General features: G+C 46.7%; 15 protein-coding genes. 9 read left to right on the plus strand and 6 right to left on the minus strand.

Annotated elements, in window-relative coordinates:
• Nucleotides 1–102: 102 nt before the first annotated feature.
• The 4 genes from Q1A86_RS19300 (at nt 103) to Q1A86_RS19315 (ending at nt 6278) form a co-directional block, all read left to right on the plus strand.
• The gene (locus Q1A86_RS19300) at nt 103–516 is read left to right on the plus strand and encodes a hypothetical protein (RefSeq protein ID WP_299810461.1); all 414 of its coding nucleotides are present in this window, start codon (nt 103–105) and stop codon (nt 514–516) included.
• A gap of 114 nt (nt 517–630) precedes the next feature.
• Nucleotides 631–2001 carry a TolC family protein gene (locus Q1A86_RS19305; RefSeq protein WP_299810464.1) on the plus strand — a complete coding sequence of 457 codons (1371 nt, stop codon included), beginning with the start codon at nt 631–633 and terminating at the stop codon, nt 1999–2001.
• Nucleotides 1998–3113 carry an HlyD family efflux transporter periplasmic adaptor subunit gene (locus tag Q1A86_RS19310; RefSeq protein WP_299810466.1) on the plus strand — a complete coding sequence of 372 codons (1116 nt, stop codon included), beginning with the start codon at nt 1998–2000 and terminating at the stop codon, nt 3111–3113. The genes Q1A86_RS19305 and Q1A86_RS19310 overlap by 4 nt, the downstream gene beginning before the upstream one ends.
• 12 nt (nt 3114–3125) lie before the next feature.
• The gene (locus Q1A86_RS19315; RefSeq protein ID WP_299810468.1) at nt 3126–6278 is read left to right on the plus strand and encodes a CusA/CzcA family heavy metal efflux RND transporter; all 3153 of its coding nucleotides are present in this window, start codon (nt 3126–3128) and stop codon (nt 6276–6278) included.
• 136 nt (nt 6279–6414) lie between these two features.
• Here the strand turns inward: Q1A86_RS19315 and Q1A86_RS19320 are convergent, their stop codons facing one another.
• The 4 genes from Q1A86_RS19320 to prmA form a co-directional block, all read right to left on the minus strand.
• Nucleotides 6415–7947: a leucyl aminopeptidase gene (locus Q1A86_RS19320; RefSeq protein WP_299810470.1), complete on the minus strand. Its 1533-nt coding sequence runs from the start codon at nt 7945–7947 to the stop codon at nt 6415–6417.
• 443 nt (nt 7948–8390) lie between these two features.
• Nucleotides 8391–8696 carry a DNA-binding transcriptional regulator Fis gene (gene fis, locus Q1A86_RS19325; protein WP_012153658.1) on the minus strand — a complete coding sequence of 102 codons (306 nt, stop codon included), beginning with the start codon at nt 8694–8696 and terminating at the stop codon, nt 8391–8393.
• A 17-nt stretch (nt 8697–8713) separates the two neighbouring features.
• The gene (gene dusB / locus Q1A86_RS19330; RefSeq protein WP_220765554.1) at nt 8714–9682 is read right to left on the minus strand and encodes a tRNA dihydrouridine synthase DusB; all 969 of its coding nucleotides are present in this window, start codon (nt 9680–9682) and stop codon (nt 8714–8716) included.
• Nucleotides 9683–9833: 151 nt separating this feature from the next.
• A complete protein-coding gene (gene prmA / locus Q1A86_RS19335) occupies nt 9834–10715 on the minus strand; it encodes a 50S ribosomal protein L11 methyltransferase (RefSeq protein WP_299810481.1) in 882 nt (293 codons plus the stop codon).
• A gap of 350 nt (nt 10716–11065) precedes the next feature.
• Here prmA and Q1A86_RS19340 point away from each other — a divergent pair, with 350 nt between their 5' ends.
• From Q1A86_RS19340 to Q1A86_RS19360, 5 genes are all read left to right on the plus strand, one after another.
• The gene (locus Q1A86_RS19340; protein ID WP_299810516.1) at nt 11066–11788 is read left to right on the plus strand and encodes a fumarate reductase cytochrome b subunit; all 723 of its coding nucleotides are present in this window, start codon (nt 11066–11068) and stop codon (nt 11786–11788) included.
• A gap of 161 nt (nt 11789–11949) precedes the next feature.
• The gene (locus Q1A86_RS19345) at nt 11950–12624 is read left to right on the plus strand and encodes a fumarate reductase cytochrome b subunit (protein WP_299810484.1); all 675 of its coding nucleotides are present in this window, start codon (nt 11950–11952) and stop codon (nt 12622–12624) included.
• 58 nt (nt 12625–12682) lie between these two features.
• On the plus strand, nt 12683–14683 hold the full coding sequence (locus Q1A86_RS19350) for a fumarate reductase flavoprotein subunit (RefSeq protein WP_299810487.1): 2001 nt from the start codon (nt 12683–12685) through the stop codon (nt 14681–14683).
• Between the two features lie 8 nt (nt 14684–14691).
• Entirely contained in the window at nt 14692–15423 is a 732-nt protein-coding gene (locus Q1A86_RS19355) for a fumarate reductase iron-sulfur subunit (RefSeq protein WP_299810519.1), read from the plus strand.
• A 133-nt stretch (nt 15424–15556) separates the two neighbouring features.
• A complete protein-coding gene (locus tag Q1A86_RS19360) occupies nt 15557–16471 on the plus strand; it encodes a LysR family transcriptional regulator (protein WP_299810490.1) in 915 nt (304 codons plus the stop codon).
• 112 nt (nt 16472–16583) lie between these two features.
• Here the strand turns inward: Q1A86_RS19360 and rho are convergent, their stop codons facing one another.
• Together rho and trxA are read right to left on the minus strand one after the other, a co-directional pair.
• Nucleotides 16584–17849: a transcription termination factor Rho gene (gene rho / locus Q1A86_RS19365; protein WP_299810493.1), complete on the minus strand. Its 1266-nt coding sequence runs from the start codon at nt 17847–17849 to the stop codon at nt 16584–16586.
• 236 nt (nt 17850–18085) lie between these two features.
• Complete coding sequence (gene trxA, locus Q1A86_RS19370) at nt 18086–18412, minus strand: thioredoxin TrxA (protein ID WP_299810495.1); 327 nt, start codon at nt 18410–18412, stop codon at nt 18086–18088.
• Nucleotides 18413–18473: the final 61 nt, after the last annotated feature.

The following is an 18473-nucleotide window of genomic DNA, read 5'->3' on the forward strand; positions in this document are numbered from 1 at the left end:
TTTAAATTTGATTAATTTAAACTAGTCAGCATCAAAGTAATACGAGTGTGCAATAAAGCCAGTTATGTACGTTATTAAAAACAAAGGTAATGCTGCGGCCTAATGTCGAGCTTATCGCGTTTAATTCGAGCAATATTCATCACCTCTCCAGCTAAGTTGGGGCGGATGTTGTTGATCGTGATTTTAACGATGCAATCCATGGTAACTATGGCTGATGATTGTACTTCTGCTCATGATGATTGTGGCAGTGAAGTCACCTATGTGGCTGAGCATACGAACGGCACTGTAAATAACACATCACAATGTGATGAAGTTGAAACAGCAAGTCATGTTGAAGATGACTGCGCTGAGTGTAGCAATAACTGCTGCTCATGTTGCATGACCTTAATGCACCCTATCACTGCGTTAAAATCAGTGACAGCAAGCCCTAATAGCCACATTTTTGCTTTTAGCTCTACTTCTATTGAGTCCCCTTATTTCGCTTTCCTGCGCCCCCCTAAAGCCTTAATCGTTTAATCAAAATTCTATTCATTTAGCGAGTTTTTACAAGCTTGCTAAAGAGCTGTTGGGCCTGTTGTAGGTTTAACTCACAGCTCTGTATTTTTGTATTAAATCGAGGCTTAATCTCCGATGTTTCATAATACTTATTGCGCAAAATCTGTCACTAAAATTGGCATGTTTTGTGTTTGGCGAGGGCTTTATTGCACCTTGGCACTTATTGCTCTGATATCCGCAACCTCAGTTGTTGCGGCTACTGCCGACTCTAACAGTAATGCAGAACAATCTAATACCCTGTCGTTAACCACGGTGATTGAACGGGTACAGCAGCAACACCCTTCACTAAAAGTTTTTCAGTTTAGACAGCAAGCGCTCGATGGTGCGGCGCAAACTCAGGCGCTAACTCCTAGTTATGAGATTGGATTTGATCTCGATAATGTAGCGGGAACGGGTGAATTCCAAGGCATCGACAGTGCCGAGTTTAGTGTGTCTTTATCGTCGGTCATTGAGCTCGGCGACAAATTAGATGCTCGCAGCGGTGTGGTTAACGAGCAGCGGGCTGTACTTGATGCAGAGCATAAAATTACCGCGTTAAATTTACTTGCAGAAGCCACGCGCCGCTATATTGACGTATTAACTGCGCAGTCTCAACTTGAGCTTGCCGTTGATTCATTACAGCTTGCTGAAGAGACTCAAGTGGTTGTGGCTAAGCGTGCTCAAGCGGGCGTAACACCTGACGCTGAAGTCAAGCGTGCCCAAGCGGCGGTATTTAATACCAGGCTGGTTGCTGAAACTCAGCTGCAGCAGCTCGATTACGCCAAATTAGCGTTGAGCATGATGTGGGGGGAATCTCAGGTTGATTTTGATTCACTGCAGGGCAGTTTGTTTGCCTTTACAGATGATGTCGCACTCGAGCCGTTATTTGAGAAAGTAAAATATAGCCCAGCTATCACCGCTTATTTGACTCAAGCACAGTTAAAAGAAGCTGAACTACGTTTTGCTAAAACGCAATCTAGCACTGATATCAAGTGGTCGGTTGGCGTAAAGCAACTACAACAAACCAATGATATGGCACTCACTGCTGGTTTTAGTATGCCGCTGTTTAATGGCGAGCGTAACACTGGCGCGGTGCTATCGGCTCAGGCCGAAAAAGAGCAAGTACTCGCCAACAGAGAGGTGGCACTTTTAGAGTTATATGGCCAGCTATATCGTGCTTATGCCAGCCGTAAACAAGCGATAGTGACGGTTAACCGCCTACAGGCCAGTGTGATCCCTACTTTAACCTCAGCCCTTGAGGATACTAAGCAAGCTTATGAGCAAGGGCTCTACAGCTACCTTGATTACTTAACCGCTAGAGAAGAACTGTTATTTGCTCGTCGTGCCTTAATTGATGCCGCGGCTTCAGCGCTACGCTATGGCGTTGATATTGAACAATTGATTGCCGAACCCTTACCTGCTTCTCAACATACCTTCTTTAATGATTTTCAAGGAATGCCAAAATGAACTCGATTCTATTAAACAAACTTTCACTGGTTCATATTGCGGTGGTTGCGGCGCTGACGTTTACCGCTCCGGCACAGGCCTCAGCTGAACATAATCATCAAGATGAACACCCTCAGAAGCAATCGCTTAATCAAAAAAAACACCCGGATGGAAATACGGATGAGCATGGTCATGTAGATAAGCACGGTGATAAAGATGCTCATGACGATCATGGTCATGTAGATAAGCACGGCGATGAAGATGCTCATGACGATCATGGTCATGTAGACGAGCACGGTGATGAACATGGGCATGACGAACATGAAGAAGGCCAAGTGCATATTAGCGCCGAGCAAATGACAGTGTCTGGCATCGGCACTCAAGTGGCGCAAGCTGGTGATATCAAGCAGACGTTGACAGTATATGGCCGCACAGTGCTACCGGAAGCGGCAAACAGCCAAGTACGTGCGCGTTTCGCTGGACTGGTAACGGCCATCAAAGTGAATGTTGGCGATAGGGTGCAGGCAGGTGAAGTGATTGCGGAGGTGGAATCTAATAGCAGTTTAAAGCGTTATTCAATTACCGCGCCTATCTCGGGTGTCGTCGTCAGCCGTAATGCCAACGCAGGGGAGCTTGCAGTTGATAATGTTTTACTTAGCATTATCGATACCCGTCAATTGTGGGCTGAGTATCAAATATTCCCAGAGCAAATGCGCACGGTAACGCTTGGTCAGCAGCTCACTATCGAGTCTGGGCAGCAGCAAGCGGCATCAACAATCAAGATACTGCTGAATAGCCCTAACAATGCGATATATAAGCTCGCTCGTGCGCCACTCGATAACAGCAGCGGCCAATGGGCGGTAGGGGCTTTGTTATCAGGCAAACTGACGCTGAGTAAACAAGCGGTGGCGTTAAGGATAGATAACCGCGCACTGCAGGAGTCAGAAGGGCAGCAAGTGGTGTTTATCCGTAATGATGAAGGTTTTGAAAGACGTGCAGTGACTCTTGGTCGCAGCGACAGTGAAATGAGCGAAGTCTTGTCGGGTCTTGAAGCTGGCGAAGAATACGCCGTTGCCAATAGTTTTTTACTCAAAGCCGATCTTGAAAAGTCCAGCGCCGCACACGTGCACTAAAGGAGAGCAAAAATGATTGAATCTGTTTTGCGTCTCGCGATAAATAGACGCTGGATGATGATGTTCTTAGCTATGCTGCTGGTTGCAGTGGGGCTGTGGAGTTATCAAAAATTACCGATTGATGCGGTGCCGGATATTACGAATGTGCAGGTGCAAATAAGTACCCGAGCAGAAGGTTATTCACCGCAAGAAACCGAGCAACGTATTACCTACCCGATTGAAAATGCACTGATGGGGATCCCGCACTTGTCGTATACCCGTTCGCTATCGCGTTACGGCTTATCGCAAGTGACAGTGGTATTCGATGAGGGCACGGATCTGTATTTTGCACGTAATCTTATCAGCGAACGCTTAAATGGGATTAAGGGTAAGCTACCCGCTGAGATCGAGCCCGAGATGGGGCCGATATCAACCGGCCTTGGCGAAATCTTTATGTACACCATCGAAGCCTTGCCTGATGCAAAACAAGCGGATGGTCGAGACTTTGATGCCACCGCTCTAAGAGAGATCCAAGATTGGATCATTAAGCCGCAATTGGCACAAGTCGTAGGTGTTACCGAAATTAATACCATTGGTGGCTATGATAAGGAGTATCACATTACGCCTATGCCTGCGAAAATGCTGGCGTTTGGGGTCTCCTTTGTCGATATCAAATTGGCACTGCAAAGCAGTAATAGTAATCGCGGTGCCGGTTTTATTGAGCGAGATGGTCAGCAACTCACTGTGCGCTCTGCAGCGCAGCTAAAAACCATTAGCGATATTGAGCAAGTGGTGATTAAAAGTATCGATAATGCGCCGATTGTTATTGCCGATGTTGCTAAGGTCGGCATAGGTAAAGCACTGCGTACTGGCGCAGCGACTCGTGACGGCAAAGAAACGGTATTAGGCAGCGCCATGATGCTAGTGGGCGAAAACTCCCGTCAGGTGTCTTTAGCGGTCGCGGCCAAGCTTGAAGATGTGAAAGCCTCATTACCCGATGGCATTAAGGTAGAAGCAGTGTACGACCGCACCACCTTGGTGGATAAAGCGGTATACACAGTGCAGAAGAACCTCGTCGAAGGTGCGCTGCTAGTGATAGTGGTGCTGTTCATCTTACTGGGTAACGCAAGAGCCGCATTAATCACCGCAGCCGTGATTCCGCTTGCCATGTTGGCGACAATGACCGGAATGGTGCAAGCCGGTGTGTCGGCGAACTTGATGAGCTTAGGCGCATTGGATTTCGGTTTAATCGTCGATGGTGCTGTGATTATTGTTGAAAACGCCATCCGCCGATTAGGCCAAGCGCAAGTACAAAATGGTGGCAATGTATTGCCACGTAAACAGCGTTTGCAGTTAGTGTTTGAAGCCACCAATGAGGTGATTCGTCCAAGTTTATTTGGTGTGTTGATCATTACCGTGGTGTATATCCCGCTCTTTAGCCTTACAGGCGTAGAAGGCAAGATGTTCCACCCAATGGCAGCAGCGGTTGTGATGGCTTTGCTTGCGGCATTGGTGTTGTCGTTAACTTTGGTTCCCGCAGCAGTTGCACTGTTTATGACGGGCAAAGTGAGCGAAAAAGAGAGCCGCGTCATTACTGCGACTAAGTCGCTGTATAAACCATTGCTCATCGGTGCAATGAAGCTACGTTGGTTAGTGTTAAGCGCTGCTGTGGCGTTAGTGGCATTCTCTATTTGGCTGGCTACGACACTAGGTTCTGAGTTTATTCCACAGCTCAATGAGGAGGATATCCTGCTGCAAGCTATCCGTATTCCGGGTACAGGCTTAGAGCAGTCGGTTGATATGCAGATGCAGTTAGAAGATCGCATTAAACACTTCCCGCAAGTGAAAAACGTGTTCTCTAAGATTGGTACGCCAGAGGTGGCCAACGATCCTATGCCACCAAATATTGCCGACACATTTATTATGCTTAAACCTCGTAATGAGTGGCCTAACCCTAAAATGAGCCATGACGCCTTAGCCGCGGATATAGTCGCTGCAGTGTCTGGACAACCGGGTAATAACTTTGAGCTCACCCAGCCGATTGAGATGCGCTTTAATGAGCTTATCTCTGGTGTACGCGCAGACTTGGGCATTAAAGTTGTTGGCGATGATCTGCAACAGCTATTGACCTCAGCCAATGCGATTCGCGAAGTATTAGAGCAAATTGACGGCGCAGCCGACTTGCAGGTCGAGCAGGTGACAGGTTTGCCTATGTTATCGATTCAGCCTAAGCGGATGGCATTAGCGCGTTATGGTTTGACGGTAAACGAACTACAAGGCTTTGTCGCTACCGCGATTGGTGGCGAAGAAGCAGGGCTTATCTTTGAAGGCGATCGCCGCTTTAAGATGGTACTGCGTTTGCCTGAAACGATTCGTAAAGATGTTGAGCACTTACAAGAGCTGCCAATAGTATTGCCATCGGGGGAGTATGTACCGTTATCTGAAGTTGCAACCTTGGATATTGCTCCATCGCCAAATCAGATCAGTCGCGAAAACGGTAAGCGCCGCATCGTGGTAACTGCTAACGTTCGTGGTCGTGATTTAGGCTCATTTGTCACCGAAGCCAAACAGCAGATTAGTCAGCAAGTCGATGTTCCTGCGGGTTACTGGCTTGAATATGGCGGCACCCTTGAGCAGCTAGAGTCTGCAAGTCAGCGTCTATCGATTGTGGTGCCACTGACATTAGCCTTGATTTTAGGTTTGTTGGTGATGGCCTTTAGCTCGATTAAAGATGCGTTAATTATCTTTACCGGTATTCCTCTCGCCCTAACGGGTGGCGTGATGTCGCTGTGGTTAAGAGATATGCCCTTGTCTATCTCAGCTGGAGTTGGCTTTATTGCACTCTCGGGCGTAGCAGTGCTTAACGGCTTAGTGCTGCTGAGCTTTATTCGTCAGCTCTATCAAGAGAAAGGCGAGTTGATGACTGCGATTATCGATGGTGCACTGATCAGGCTGCGCCCAGTCTTGATGACGGCATTAGTGGCAGGCCTTGGTTTTGTGCCGATGGCGCTGAATATCGGTACGGGTGCTGAAGTACAGCGCCCAATCGCGACAGTGGTGATTGGCGGCATCATCTCATCGACGCTATTAACCTTATTTGTCTTGCCAATTTTGTACCGTATGGCGCACCAGCGCAGCGAGAATAAGCGAGCCAAAGTTGAAGAACTTGAGCAAACGCCTGTTTAAGCTAGTGTTTAATAAGTAGTTAGTTTTACCAAAGCGTGAAAAAAAAGCCCTGCATTGCAGGGCTTTTTTTATGACTTTCTAAAAGCTAAGGCTAAGTCCAAATCCAAATCTAGAGTTAAGATTTAGCGCCAAAAGCTTACTTGCTTTGGGTCATGATCCAGTGGCTTAGTAAGCGTACGCCGTGGCCTGTACCGCCAGTGGGGGTCACACCCACATCTTTAGCCGCTAATGCGCTGCCTGCAATATCAAGGTGGGCCCACTTAGTGTCGCCAGTGAATTGCTGTAAGAATACCGCTGCCGTGGTTGCGCCTGGGCCGCCAAAGCCGGCGTTTTTCAAATCAGCTATTGGGCTTTTAAGTAAGTCATCATACGCAAGTGGTAAGCGCCATAGCTTCTCATCTACCGCTTGGCCAGAGAAAGTGAGCTCATCGACTAAAGCATCATCTTCACTAAATACCGCAGTGTAGCGTTTACCGAGTGCACGTACCTTAGAGCCGGTTAGCGTTGCAACGTCAATCATCACTTGTGGCTTATAGTATTCACGGGCGTACCACATGCCATCGGCTAAGATTAAGCGACCCTCAGCGTCGGTATTGAGTACTTCAACGCTTAATCCCTCTGCCGTCATCAATACATCACCAGGAGCAAGTGCGGTTTCAGACACCATGTTAGCCGCCATTGGCATAACAGCAACTAAGTTCACATCGGCTTTTTGCAGTGCCATAGCTTTAATCGCGCCAAGTACAGCAGCGGCTCCTGCCATGTCAGACTTCATACGGGAGATCGAATCCCCTGATGCCTTAATGTTATAGCCGCCAGAGTCGAAGGTGATGCCTTTACCTACCAGTGCTGTAGGCGCGTCATCATTGCCTTCCCAGTGAGCAACCACAAGACGGGCCCCCTCTTTAGAGCCGCGACCTACAGCGTGTAATGCGCCCATGCCGAGCTTGGCGATTTCCTTAGGTTCAAGCACCGTCACCTTTACGCCCAGCTTCTTAAGCTCTTTTGCTGCATTAGCAAAGTCTACCGGCGTCATCTCTGTTGGTGTTTCAGAGGTTAGGTCGCGGGCTAGGAATACGCCTTGCTCAATCGCTGCTAACTGAGTGTATAACTTGTCAGTCGTTTTTGAATTGCTCACGTTCACTGTGTAGTTCTTTTCGGCAGGCTTTTTCTCTGAAAAGTACTTATCAAACTTGTAAGCGCGCAGGTTGATGCCGTGAGCAAGCTCTGCAGCAAAGCTGGCGTTGCTGGTGGCATCGCTAATGCCGTCGGTTAATACTTGAATATCTTTTGCTTCAATACCGTTGAAATGTGCTGTAATTTCAGCGCCTAGCTTATTCACTTCACCAGGAGTCAGTTCTGCTTCATCGCCTACGCCAATCACCACTAGGCGTTTAGCATCGATACCTGTAGGCATTAAAATTTCAACCAGCTGCTTTTTCTCGCCAGTAAATTCTTGTAGCGCTAATGCTTTGCTAATTTGCTGCTTTGATTGTTTATCTAGCTTGCTAAGAGCAGTTGAGGCCTCTTCGCCAGCCTGGAAGACCACTAAGGTGTCGATGTTGTTAGCTTGCTTTTCAACAAAATCAAACGTCTCCGCTTGCGCTGAATAGCTGGTTAATAGACCTAGGCTTAATGCACTGCTTAATAGGTTTTTCTTAGTTAGCATACTGTCCTCTTCGGGATTTAGTTCCGCGGTCATGCTTGCAAACACGCCGCAGCTTTAATTGTTGTATTGGTACTTATTGTTCAATTCACACTGTGGCTGTGCTCGCTCTTTTAGTGAGCTTTACTTGAGCTAGCAGTGGCCTGTGAAATCTATCACTTTTTAAGTTAACAACTAAGTTAAAACTTGTTAGGAATTGTCACATGGTTTGCGAGTCTACAAGGTGAAAATTAGCCGAAGCTGAAAGTGGACGCAGGGATTGAGGTTTATTTAGATGATTTAGCAACGAATTTTATTTTGATTTGTAGGGGGAAGCGGATTTATTAATAGGCTTTTTAATGAAGGCAACGGAGAGGACGGGGTACATATGAGGGTACATATAAAAGCAAAACGGGCTTTCCATTGCTGGAAAGCCCGTTTTAATACAACACGTTAAGACGTTAGTCTTAGTTCATGCCGTACTTCTTTAATTTCTTGCGTAGTGTACCACGGTTGATACCTAGCATGTTGGCAGCGCGAGTCTGGTTGCCACGAGTGTGTTGCATGATGATATCTAGCAGAGGTGCTTCAACTTCGCTTAACACCATTTCATATACTTCTTCAGCTTCTTGCCCGTCCATCTGAGCGAAAAAGTTAGTGACAGCACGCTTTACCGCATCACGTAGTAATTGTGGCTTGATAGCGCCACTTGCGGTTTCGATTTTGCCAACAGTAAGTGGGTGAACTTCAGTGTGAGTAGTCTGATCAAACATTCGTATTCTGCTCTTTATTAATATGCAACAAATTCATCAAAATAGCGTTCCACCATGGAACATTGTTCTTCAACGGTCTCGAGTCGATTAAACTCGGCTCTAAAGGGCCGTTGATTTTCTTGGTCTAAGTACCAGCCAACATGCTTTCTTGCGAAGCGGATGCCCTTATAATCACCATACAAGTTGTACAGTAGTTTCAGGTGTTCAAGCATAACTTGACGCTTTTCATCCATCTCTACGGGCGCTAGCTTATTACCTGTATCCAGGTAATGTTGGATTTCCCTAAATATCCAAGGTCGTCCTTGAGCTCCTCGTCCAATCATCAGGGCATCCACACCAGTATAATCCAGCACAAAACGTGCTTTCTCTGGGGTTAAAATGTCTCCATTCGCGACAACGGGTATCGAGATCTGTTTTTTAATCGCTTTAATTGTGTCGTACTCGGCATTGCCTTTGTACATGCACTGCCTAGTTCGACCGTGAACGGCCAATGAGGCAATACCGCAATCTTCTGCGATCTGGGCGATATGAACACCATTCCTGTGCTCTGGAGCCCATCCCGTTCGAATTTTTAGCGTCACAGGCACATCAACTGCTGCTACCACGGCACGTAGAATTGCTTCTACTTGAACTGGGTCTTGCAACAAAGCCGATCCTGCGAGCTTCTTATTCACTTTTTTCGCTGGACAGCCCATATTGATGTCAATGATTTGTGCACCTTGTTGTACGTTGACAACAGCGGCATTGGCCATTAACTCAGGGTCTGCTCCGGCAATCTGAACCGAACGTATTCCGTCTTCACCTGCGTGTGTCATACGCAAGCGGCTTTTATCGGTATCCCAAACTTCAGGATTGGATGAAAGCATCTCTGACACGGCTAAGGCTGCGCCATAACGTAAGCAGAGATTTCTAAAGGGTTGGTCAGTGACACCTGCCATTGGTGCCACGATCAACTGATTTTTCAGGCGATAGGGTCCAATCTGCATTTATCAAAACACCTTGCTCGTCAAAGGGGCGCTATAGTACGCCTTTTTCAAGCCTGTGAAAAGGTCAATAAATGACCTGAGGGCAACTTTTTTGCTTGACTTTTGCCTAGCGAGAAGTCAGTCGCGGCGCTGAAAGCGCCGCGGGTTACTGCTATTTGCGTATACCTGTCAAGCGGCTCCAATCGTCTTTGTGAGCGGGCTCGTCCATATCGAACCATTGACTGTAAAAGGCAGAAATTTCTTCGGCTTGCTCTTGCAGCAGACCAGAAAGTGCTAATAGTCCACCTGGTTTTACTTTTTCTGCAATTAGCGGGGCAAGTTCGCGCAATGGACCAGCAAGAATGTTTGCCACTAGAATGTCTGCTAGTAGATCTGCTGGCTGATCTTCGGGAAGATATAGCGCTAGCTTATCTTCAACACCGTTACGCTCAGCATTGGCTTTTGAGGCTTCAATCGCTTGGTAGTCGATATCGATACCCGTTACGCGTTCTGCGCCAAGCTTAAGTGCTGCTACGGCTAGAATGCCTGAGCCACAGCCAAAGTCGATCACATCTTTATTGCTGTAATCTAGGCCATCTAACCACTCTAAACAAAGCGCAGTAGTTGGGTGGGTACCAGTACCGAAGGCCAGACCTGGATCTAAGATAACGTTCACTGCGGTAGGATCTGGGATTTCACGCCAGCTTGGGCAGATCCATAGGCGATCACCGAATTGAATTGGGTGGAAGTTATCCATCCATTCACGCTCCCAGTCTTTATCTTCAACTTGTTCAATCTTGTGGCTGAAGTTATCGCCAAGACATGGCATCAGCTTTAAGCGCTCGACTACAGGCATAAGATCGAAGTTGGCTTCAAACAGTGCGACGATCACTGTGTGGCTCCACAATGGGGTTTCGCCCAACGTTGGTTCGTAAATTGGGTTGTCTTTACCATCTTCGAAGGTAATAGAGAGTGACCCTTCTTCCATTAGTTGATCGCTAATCGCGTCAGCATTAGGACCGTCGGTGTCAATTCTAAGTTGGATCCAAGGCATGAGAATTCTCGTTATCTAGATATATGGGGCTATTGTAAACCATGGCAGGTTTGAGTGTGAACGTTAGATCTGAAATCAACGAATTAATATTCAGTAGGTAGATGAATATTGTCGCTTTTACCTTAGTTAGTTGTCCTTTGTTTCTACGATTGTTCTGTTTGAATTGTCTTGGCAAGATGTTGAATTATATTGGTTAAGTGGTATTACCACTGTTCTTCTGCATACCCACTATTTGTGATCTTGCTCCAATAGCTGAGTGAAAAAGAGTGAGCTCCTTCACGAAAAAAATCCCCGTATCATTTTGCTGACAAAGTTCTTGTTAGAGTGTAAATCCCACTATTAGGCATAAGATAAACAAGACAAGAATAATGTTAGCATCCTACGTAAACGGTACTGGACACCCTGCATCGGCAAAAGCAGATAAAATACAAAGCATTACAGGAGTGATGATGGGCTGCTTCTTATTGGCTCACCTCCACTTCGAATCGAGTATTTTACTTGGCAAAGATGCGTTTTATACGGTCGTGCAATTTTTAGAGGGCGGTATGTTTAGCTCTACTGGGCATGGCTTCCCGATTGTGACTAAGGTCTTTTCGGTGTTTATGTTAGCGGTTGTGATGCTACATGCGGCAGTTGCTCTACGCCGTTTCCCTGCACAACTTGGACAATGGCGTGCCTTAAGGCGTCATATGACGGTTATCAACCACAAAGACAGTCATGCTTGGTTTTGGCAGTTGGTCACCGGCTTTGTACTGTTTTTCTTAGTGCCAGTTCACTTGTTTACCATGATCGCCAACCCTGAAATTGGTCCTAATCTATCGGCTGAGCGTGTTTACCATCAAAACGCTTGGTTGTTGTACGCCCTATTACTACCTGCCGTGGTAATCCACGCCATGATAGGCCTATATCGTGTCGCCGTTAAATGGGGATTCACCGAAAAACGTACTGGTTTGCGTAAACTTGCCAAGGTATTGATCATCTATCTGATCGTTATCGGCCTACTGAGTCTTGGCTCTTATATTTTGATTGGTAGTGAGCTAAGTCTGCCTGTTGAGGCGTATCGACCAACTTAAGCCTTGGTCTGAGTATAAGCATTGCAAGCGAAAGTACTTAATTAATATTCACTAAACTAATCGCAGATTTGTTGATCTATCTCACAGTTAAATACCTGTTACTGGGCGACATTGTAACCAAATAGTTACAAGTTGGATGTTGACCAAAGATAGGATAGCGAATGACTAAAATAACAGATCGCGGTAATTGGAGTGGATGGTTAGATTTGAGCCAGAGTATCTCTGGCGCAGTATTGGCCATATTTTTATGGACACACCTGATATTGGTCTCCTCTATCCTGTTGGGAGAAGAGGCCATGACTTGGGTTGCCAAGACGATGGAGCTGAGTTTCTTGAGCGCCGATGGTCATGGCTACCCTTGGGTCGTGTCGATAATAGCCCTGTTAATTGCCGCAATAGTATTAGTACATGTATTGGTGGCTATCCATAAATTGCCACTTAGCTTGCGTCAACAGAAGGCGTTAAAGCAGCAACTTACTTTGGTTAATCACGGTGATACAAGATTATGGGTATGGCAGGCGGCTACTGGGGTGGTGATTCTGCTATTGCTGCCAGTGCATTTATGGTTGATAGGGGCAGCGCCTGAAACGATTGGCCCTCACGGTAGCGCTGAGCGAATTTGGCAGCAGGGAGTGTGGTTGCTGTATCTGCCATTGCTACTGTGTGTCGAGCTTCATGCCGCGATTGGTGTATACCGCCTCGCAGTGAAGTGGGGCGCGGCTAGAGATTTAAATACCCGCAATAGACTTAAAAAAATAAAGACGATCATCAGCGTGATTTTCATTGTTATAGGCTTGGCGTCCTTATTGGCGTTCCTGCCCTATGCCAATGGCTAGACTGCTGAATGAGAAAAAGAACATAAACTGACTCTGCACCCTACGTTAAGGAGCACGTGTGAAACTGATATATACCGATTCGTTAGTGATCGGCGCCGGACTTGCTGGATTACGAGTGGCTATCGCGTCTAAAGAGCGTGGGCTAGATACTGTTGTATTATCATTAATCCCTGCTAAACGCTCGCATTCAGCGGCTGCGCAGGGGGGCATGCAAGCAAGTTTAGGCAATACTGTTAAAGGTATGGGAGATGACGAAGATGTCCATTTCCAAGATACGGTAAAAGGGTCTGACTGGGGCTGCGATCAAGACGTGGCTCGTATGTTTGCCCATTGTGCACCGAAAGCGGTGCGTGAACTGGCCAATTGGGGAGTGCCTTGGACGCGTGTAACCGCTGGTCCACGCCAGGTGGTGGTTAATGCCGAGAAGGTCACCATTGAAGAAGCCAAAGAAGCGCATGGCCTGATTAATGCCCGTGACTTTGGTGGTACTAAAAAGTGGCGTACTTGCTATACCGCCGATGGCACCGGACACTCGTTATTGTACGCGGTAGACAATAAAGCGATTTCAATGGACATTCCCGTACATGAACGTATGGAAGCTTTGTCGCTTATTCATGATGGTAAACGTTGTCATGGTGTGGTGGCACGCTGTTTAATTACTGGCGAACTGCATGCCTATGTGGCGAAGTCGACGACTATCGCCACTGGTGGTTATGGCCGTATCTATGAAGTTTCTACCAACGCCATTATCTGTGAAGGTGTCGGCCAAGCGTTAGCACTTGAAACTGGTGTCGCCAAGCTAGGTAACATGGAAGCGGTGCAGTTCCATCCAACGGCTATCGTTCCTGTAGGTATTTTGACGACTGAAGGTTGTCGTGGCGACGGTGGTCTGCTGCGTGACAAAGATGGTCATCGCTTTATGCCAGATTATGAGCCAGAGAAGAAAGAGCTGGCGTCACGTGATGTGGTATCGCGCCGTATGACAGAACATATGCGCAAGGGTAAAGGGGTCGATAGTCCATATGGTCCACATCTGTGGCTGGATATCACCTTGCTTGGGCGTAAACACGTAGAAACAAACCTACGTGAAGTGAAAGAGATCTGTGAAAACTTCTTAGGGATCGATCCGGCTAAAGACTGGATCCCGGTAAGACCTACTCAGCACTATTCTATGGGCGGCATTCGTACCGATAAGACCGGACAGAGTCCGCAGCTTAAAGGCCTATTTAGTGTGGGTGAAGCCGCCTGCTGGGATATGCATGGCTTTAACCGCTTAGGTGGTAACTCCTTAGCTGAAACTGTTGTTGGCGGCATGATTATTGGTAAGTATGTAGCCGATTTCTGTCAGCAAAATACCTTAGAAATCGATACCGGTCTGGTCGAATCATTTGTCGGCAAGGTGCGCAGTGAAATAGATGCTCTAGTCGAAGGCGACGGTACTGAGAGTCCATTTGCCATCCGCAAAGAGATGGAGCGGATCATGATGGATTACGTCGGCATTTTCCGCAATGGTCCAGAGTTAGACAAAGCCGTGGCTGAGCTTCAAGAGCTATTGAAACGTTCGCGTGCTATCGGGCTTAAGTGTAACAAGCGCCATGCGAATCCTGAGCTGGTCGAAGCACTGCGTGTTAAACGTATGCTTAAAGTGGCACTAACCGTTGCTGCAGGCGCTGCTGCGCGTACAGAGAGCCGCGGTGCGCACGCTCGTGAAGACTTCCCGCAACGTAACGACAAAGATTGGCTAAACAGAACCCTTTCTTGTTGGCCAGATGAGAATGCACTCACTCCAGAACTCAGCTACGAGCAGTTAGATGTGATGAAGATGGAGTTGCCGCCAGGTTATCGTGGCTATGGCATTGATAATGCGATTGCTCACCCTGATACAGAAAAAAGACAACAAGAGATCGCAGAGATCTTGAGTCAATTAGGTCCGGATGCAGACAGACATCAGCAGCAACATGCTTTGATGCCGTTTGACGTACCTGAATCACTAAAACCAAAGAATGAACGCTTAAGTGACACGCTTGAACAGTCGAGCGCAGGAGAGATCGCTAAATGAGTCAAGAAATGGCTAAGGGCCGTACCTTAACTTTCAATATTTTTAGATATGATCCGCAAGTGCCGGGTGATAAACCCAAGATGGTGAAATACCAGATGGAAGAAACACCTGGTATGACGGTATTTATTGCATTGAATCGCTTACGCGAGGAGCAAGATACCTCTTTGCAGTTTGACTTCGTATGCCGCGCAGGGATCTGTGGTAGTTGTGCGATGGTTATCAATGGCTTCCCAACTTTGGCTTGCCGTACACTCACTACCAAGTACTCGAATGGGGAAATTAACTTAATGCCTTTGCCTGGTTTTGAGTTGATAGGCGATCTATCGGTTAACACGGGCAAGTTTATGCGTGAACTTGCGGAACGTCTAAAGCTGTGGTTGCACCCAATCAGCGATGATATCGATGTTCACCGTCTAGAATCACCTATGGATCCAGCCGAAGCGGCTAAGCTATACGAGCTAGAGCGCTGCGTCGAGTGTGGTGTTTGTGTATCGGCCTGTGCGACTAAGCAGATGCGAGACACATTCGTCGGCGCTGTGGGTATGATGAAGCTGGCACGTTTCGAACTCGATAGTCGTGATGGTCGTGAATTAGAAGACTTTTATCATGTGATAGGTAATCAGGATGGCGTATTTGGATGTATGACGCTGCTAGGTTGCCAAGACAACTGTCCTAAAGATTTGCCGCATATGCAGCAGATTGCGTATCTGCGCCGTAAGATGGCGGTAACACTGGTCTAAACTAGCGCGTTTTGATTTCGAGTTGCTATTGAAAGAGCCTGCTTACTGCAGGCTTTTTTGTGGGTGACGTTTAGCCGCTGATTATCTACAATTTGATATAAATATATGAGCCTTTGTAAATGGAAAATTGATAATGCAGCTTAACGATCTAAAATTGTTTATCAGGGTGGCGGACTGCGGCAGCCTAACAGCGGCGGCTGTCGAGTTGGATATCTCATCTGCGGTGGCGAGTGCGGGTCTTAAGCGGCTAGAAAAGGAGTTAGGTACGACCTTATTCATTCGTAGCACACGCAGCTTAAGATTAACCGATGCTGGTGAGCGCTATCTTATTCATTGCCGCAAAGCGTTGGCAGATCTTGAATTAGGTCAAAGGGCGATAGAGAGCAGTCAGGCGAGTATTTCGGGCTTGCTGAGTTTAGCGGTGCCTTCAGATATTGGACGTAATGTTCTACTCCCTTGGTTAGATGATTTTTTACTCGAGTACCCTGAGCTGAAACTGCGTCTTCATATAGGCGATAATCTATCGGATTTTTATCATGACAAGATAGATGTGGCGCTGCGTTCGGGTAAGCCTAAAGACTCTTCGCTGGTGGCCTTTAAGATCTGTAACTCACGCAGGGTGCTGTGCGCTTCGCCAGACTATATTCGACAATTTGGTGAGCCGAGTGCTTTAGATCAATTACCACAGCATAATTGCCTATTTTTCATGTTGGATGAACGTACTCATGATCAGTGGGTTTTTAATCGAAGTGGGCAGCAACATAAGGTGAGAGTGACAGCAAACCGTACTTGTAATGATGCCGATATTGCTCGGCGTTGGGCGGTTGCAGGCCAAGGACTTGTGTTTAAATCTTGGTTAGACTTGACCGACGATATCGAATCTGGACGCTTAGTGCCTTTACTCAATGATTACCAAGGCGAGGAGGCTGATCTGTATTTAGTCTGTCCAGGCAGAGAGCATGTGACGCCTGTAGTCTTGTTACTCAGAGATATGCTCAGGCAGCGTTGTAAAGCCCGCCTTGAGCGAGTGAAGCGTCGTATGGATTGAGTGCAAAATACTGCTTAGCCATAAGTCGCATTCTTATAAAATAAATACAAAAAAACCGCACGAATGCGGTTTTCTGTTTATAGCGACTCTAGGTCGATATATTAAAAGCTCATTAGCTCTTAGCGCGCTTCATCGCAGTGAAGAACTCATCGTTAGTCTTGGTCATTGCCAATTTATCGATAAGGAACTCCATACCTGCAACTTCATCCATAGGATTTAGGATCTTACGTAGGATCCACATCTTCTGTAGCTCGTCCGGCGTAGTCAGCTTCTCTTCACGACGGGTACCAGAGCGGTTGAAGTCGATTGCAGGGAACACGCGCTTCTCAGCGGCTTTACGAGAAAGGTGTAACTCTTGGTTACCTGTACCTTTAAATTCTTCGTAAATTACTTCGTCCATCTTAGAACCTGTATCAACAAGCGCTGTAGCGATAATGGTTAAGCTACCGCCATGTTCGATGTTACGAGCAGCACCGAAGAAACGCTTTGGACGGTGTAGTGCATTAGCGTCAACACCACCTGTTAGAACCTTGCCAGATGAAGGAATAACGGTGTTGTAAGCACGAGCAAGACGCGTGATAGAGTCAAGCAAGATTACGACGTCTTTCTTGTGCTCTACTAGGCGTTTAGCCTTTTCGATTACCATTTCGGCAACTTGTACGTGACGGCTTGCTGGCTCGTCGAAAGTTGAAGCAATAACTTCACCTTTTACCATACGTTGCATCTCGGTTACTTCTTCAGGACGTTCGTCGATAAGTAGTACCATCAACACCACTTCAGGGTTGTTGTGAGTAATGCTTTGAGCCATGTTCTGTAGCAGTAGCGTTTTACCCGCTTTTGGCGGGGCAACGATAAGACCACGTTGACCTTTACCGATTGGCGAACACAAATCTAGGATACGTGAAGTAATATCTTCAGTTGAACCATTACCACGCTCCATGCGAAGACGATCTTGTGCATGTAGAGGGGTTAAGTTTTCAAAGAGGATTTTGTTGCGAGAATTCTCAGGCTTGTCGAAGTTAACTTCGGTTACTTTTAGAAGGGCGAAGTAACGCTCGCCTTCTTTTGGTGGACGAATCTTACCGAAAATCGTGTCACCGGTACGCATGTTAAAGCGTCGAATTTGGCTAGGTGATACGTAGATATCATCTGGGCCCGCTAAGTATGAACCATCAGAGCTACGAAGGAAGCCGAAGCCGTCTTGTAAGATCTCTAAAACGCCACCACCGAAAATATCTTCACCGCTTTTAGCGTGGGCCTTAAGGATAGAGAAAATAATGTCTTGCTTACGAGCACGAGCCATATTTTCTAGCTTCATGTCTTGAGCAAGCTGGACTAAATCTGAAATCGAGGTGTCTTTTAATTCTGATAAATTCATCGTGGTGGGTCTTGTTTTGTACGTGGCAATGCAATCTACGATCAATGGTTTTGTAGCTTAATGAATATCGATCGGATAGCGAGAAGTGGGTTAATTAGAATGATTCTGGTTATTAAAGTAGCACTAACAGGGCAGGGCGTCTAGAAGTTTAGTTAAACCCGACACATTTTCTTATTGAAGCTGTGTCGGGAGTCACTTAATACCGTCGAATCTGCGATTAAACGGTAATTGGGTGATTAAAGCTGGGCGTCGATGAACTCTTTTAGTTGAGTCTTTGATAGTGCGCCGACTTTAGTGGCAGCAAGCTCGCCTGCTTTAAATAGTAATAGCGTTGGGATGCCGCGAACGCCGTACTTAGCTGGTGATACGTTGTTTTGGTCAACATTAAGCTTAGCGATTGTGATCTTACCTTCGTACTCTTCAGCTACGTCATCTAAGATTGGGGCAATCATCTTACATGGACCACACCACTCAGCCCAGAAATCAACAAGAACTGGCAGTTCAGAGTTAATTACGTCTTTTTCAAAGCTGTCATCGCTTAGGTATACAATCTTGTCGCTCATGTTGTTCTCCAGTTTGGTTGCCATTGCTGGTTTGTTAATGGCTTAACCTGTATATTGGGTT

Source organism: uncultured Shewanella sp., from assembly GCF_947497935.1.
Taxonomy (GTDB): Bacteria; Pseudomonadota; Gammaproteobacteria; order Enterobacterales; family Shewanellaceae; genus Shewanella.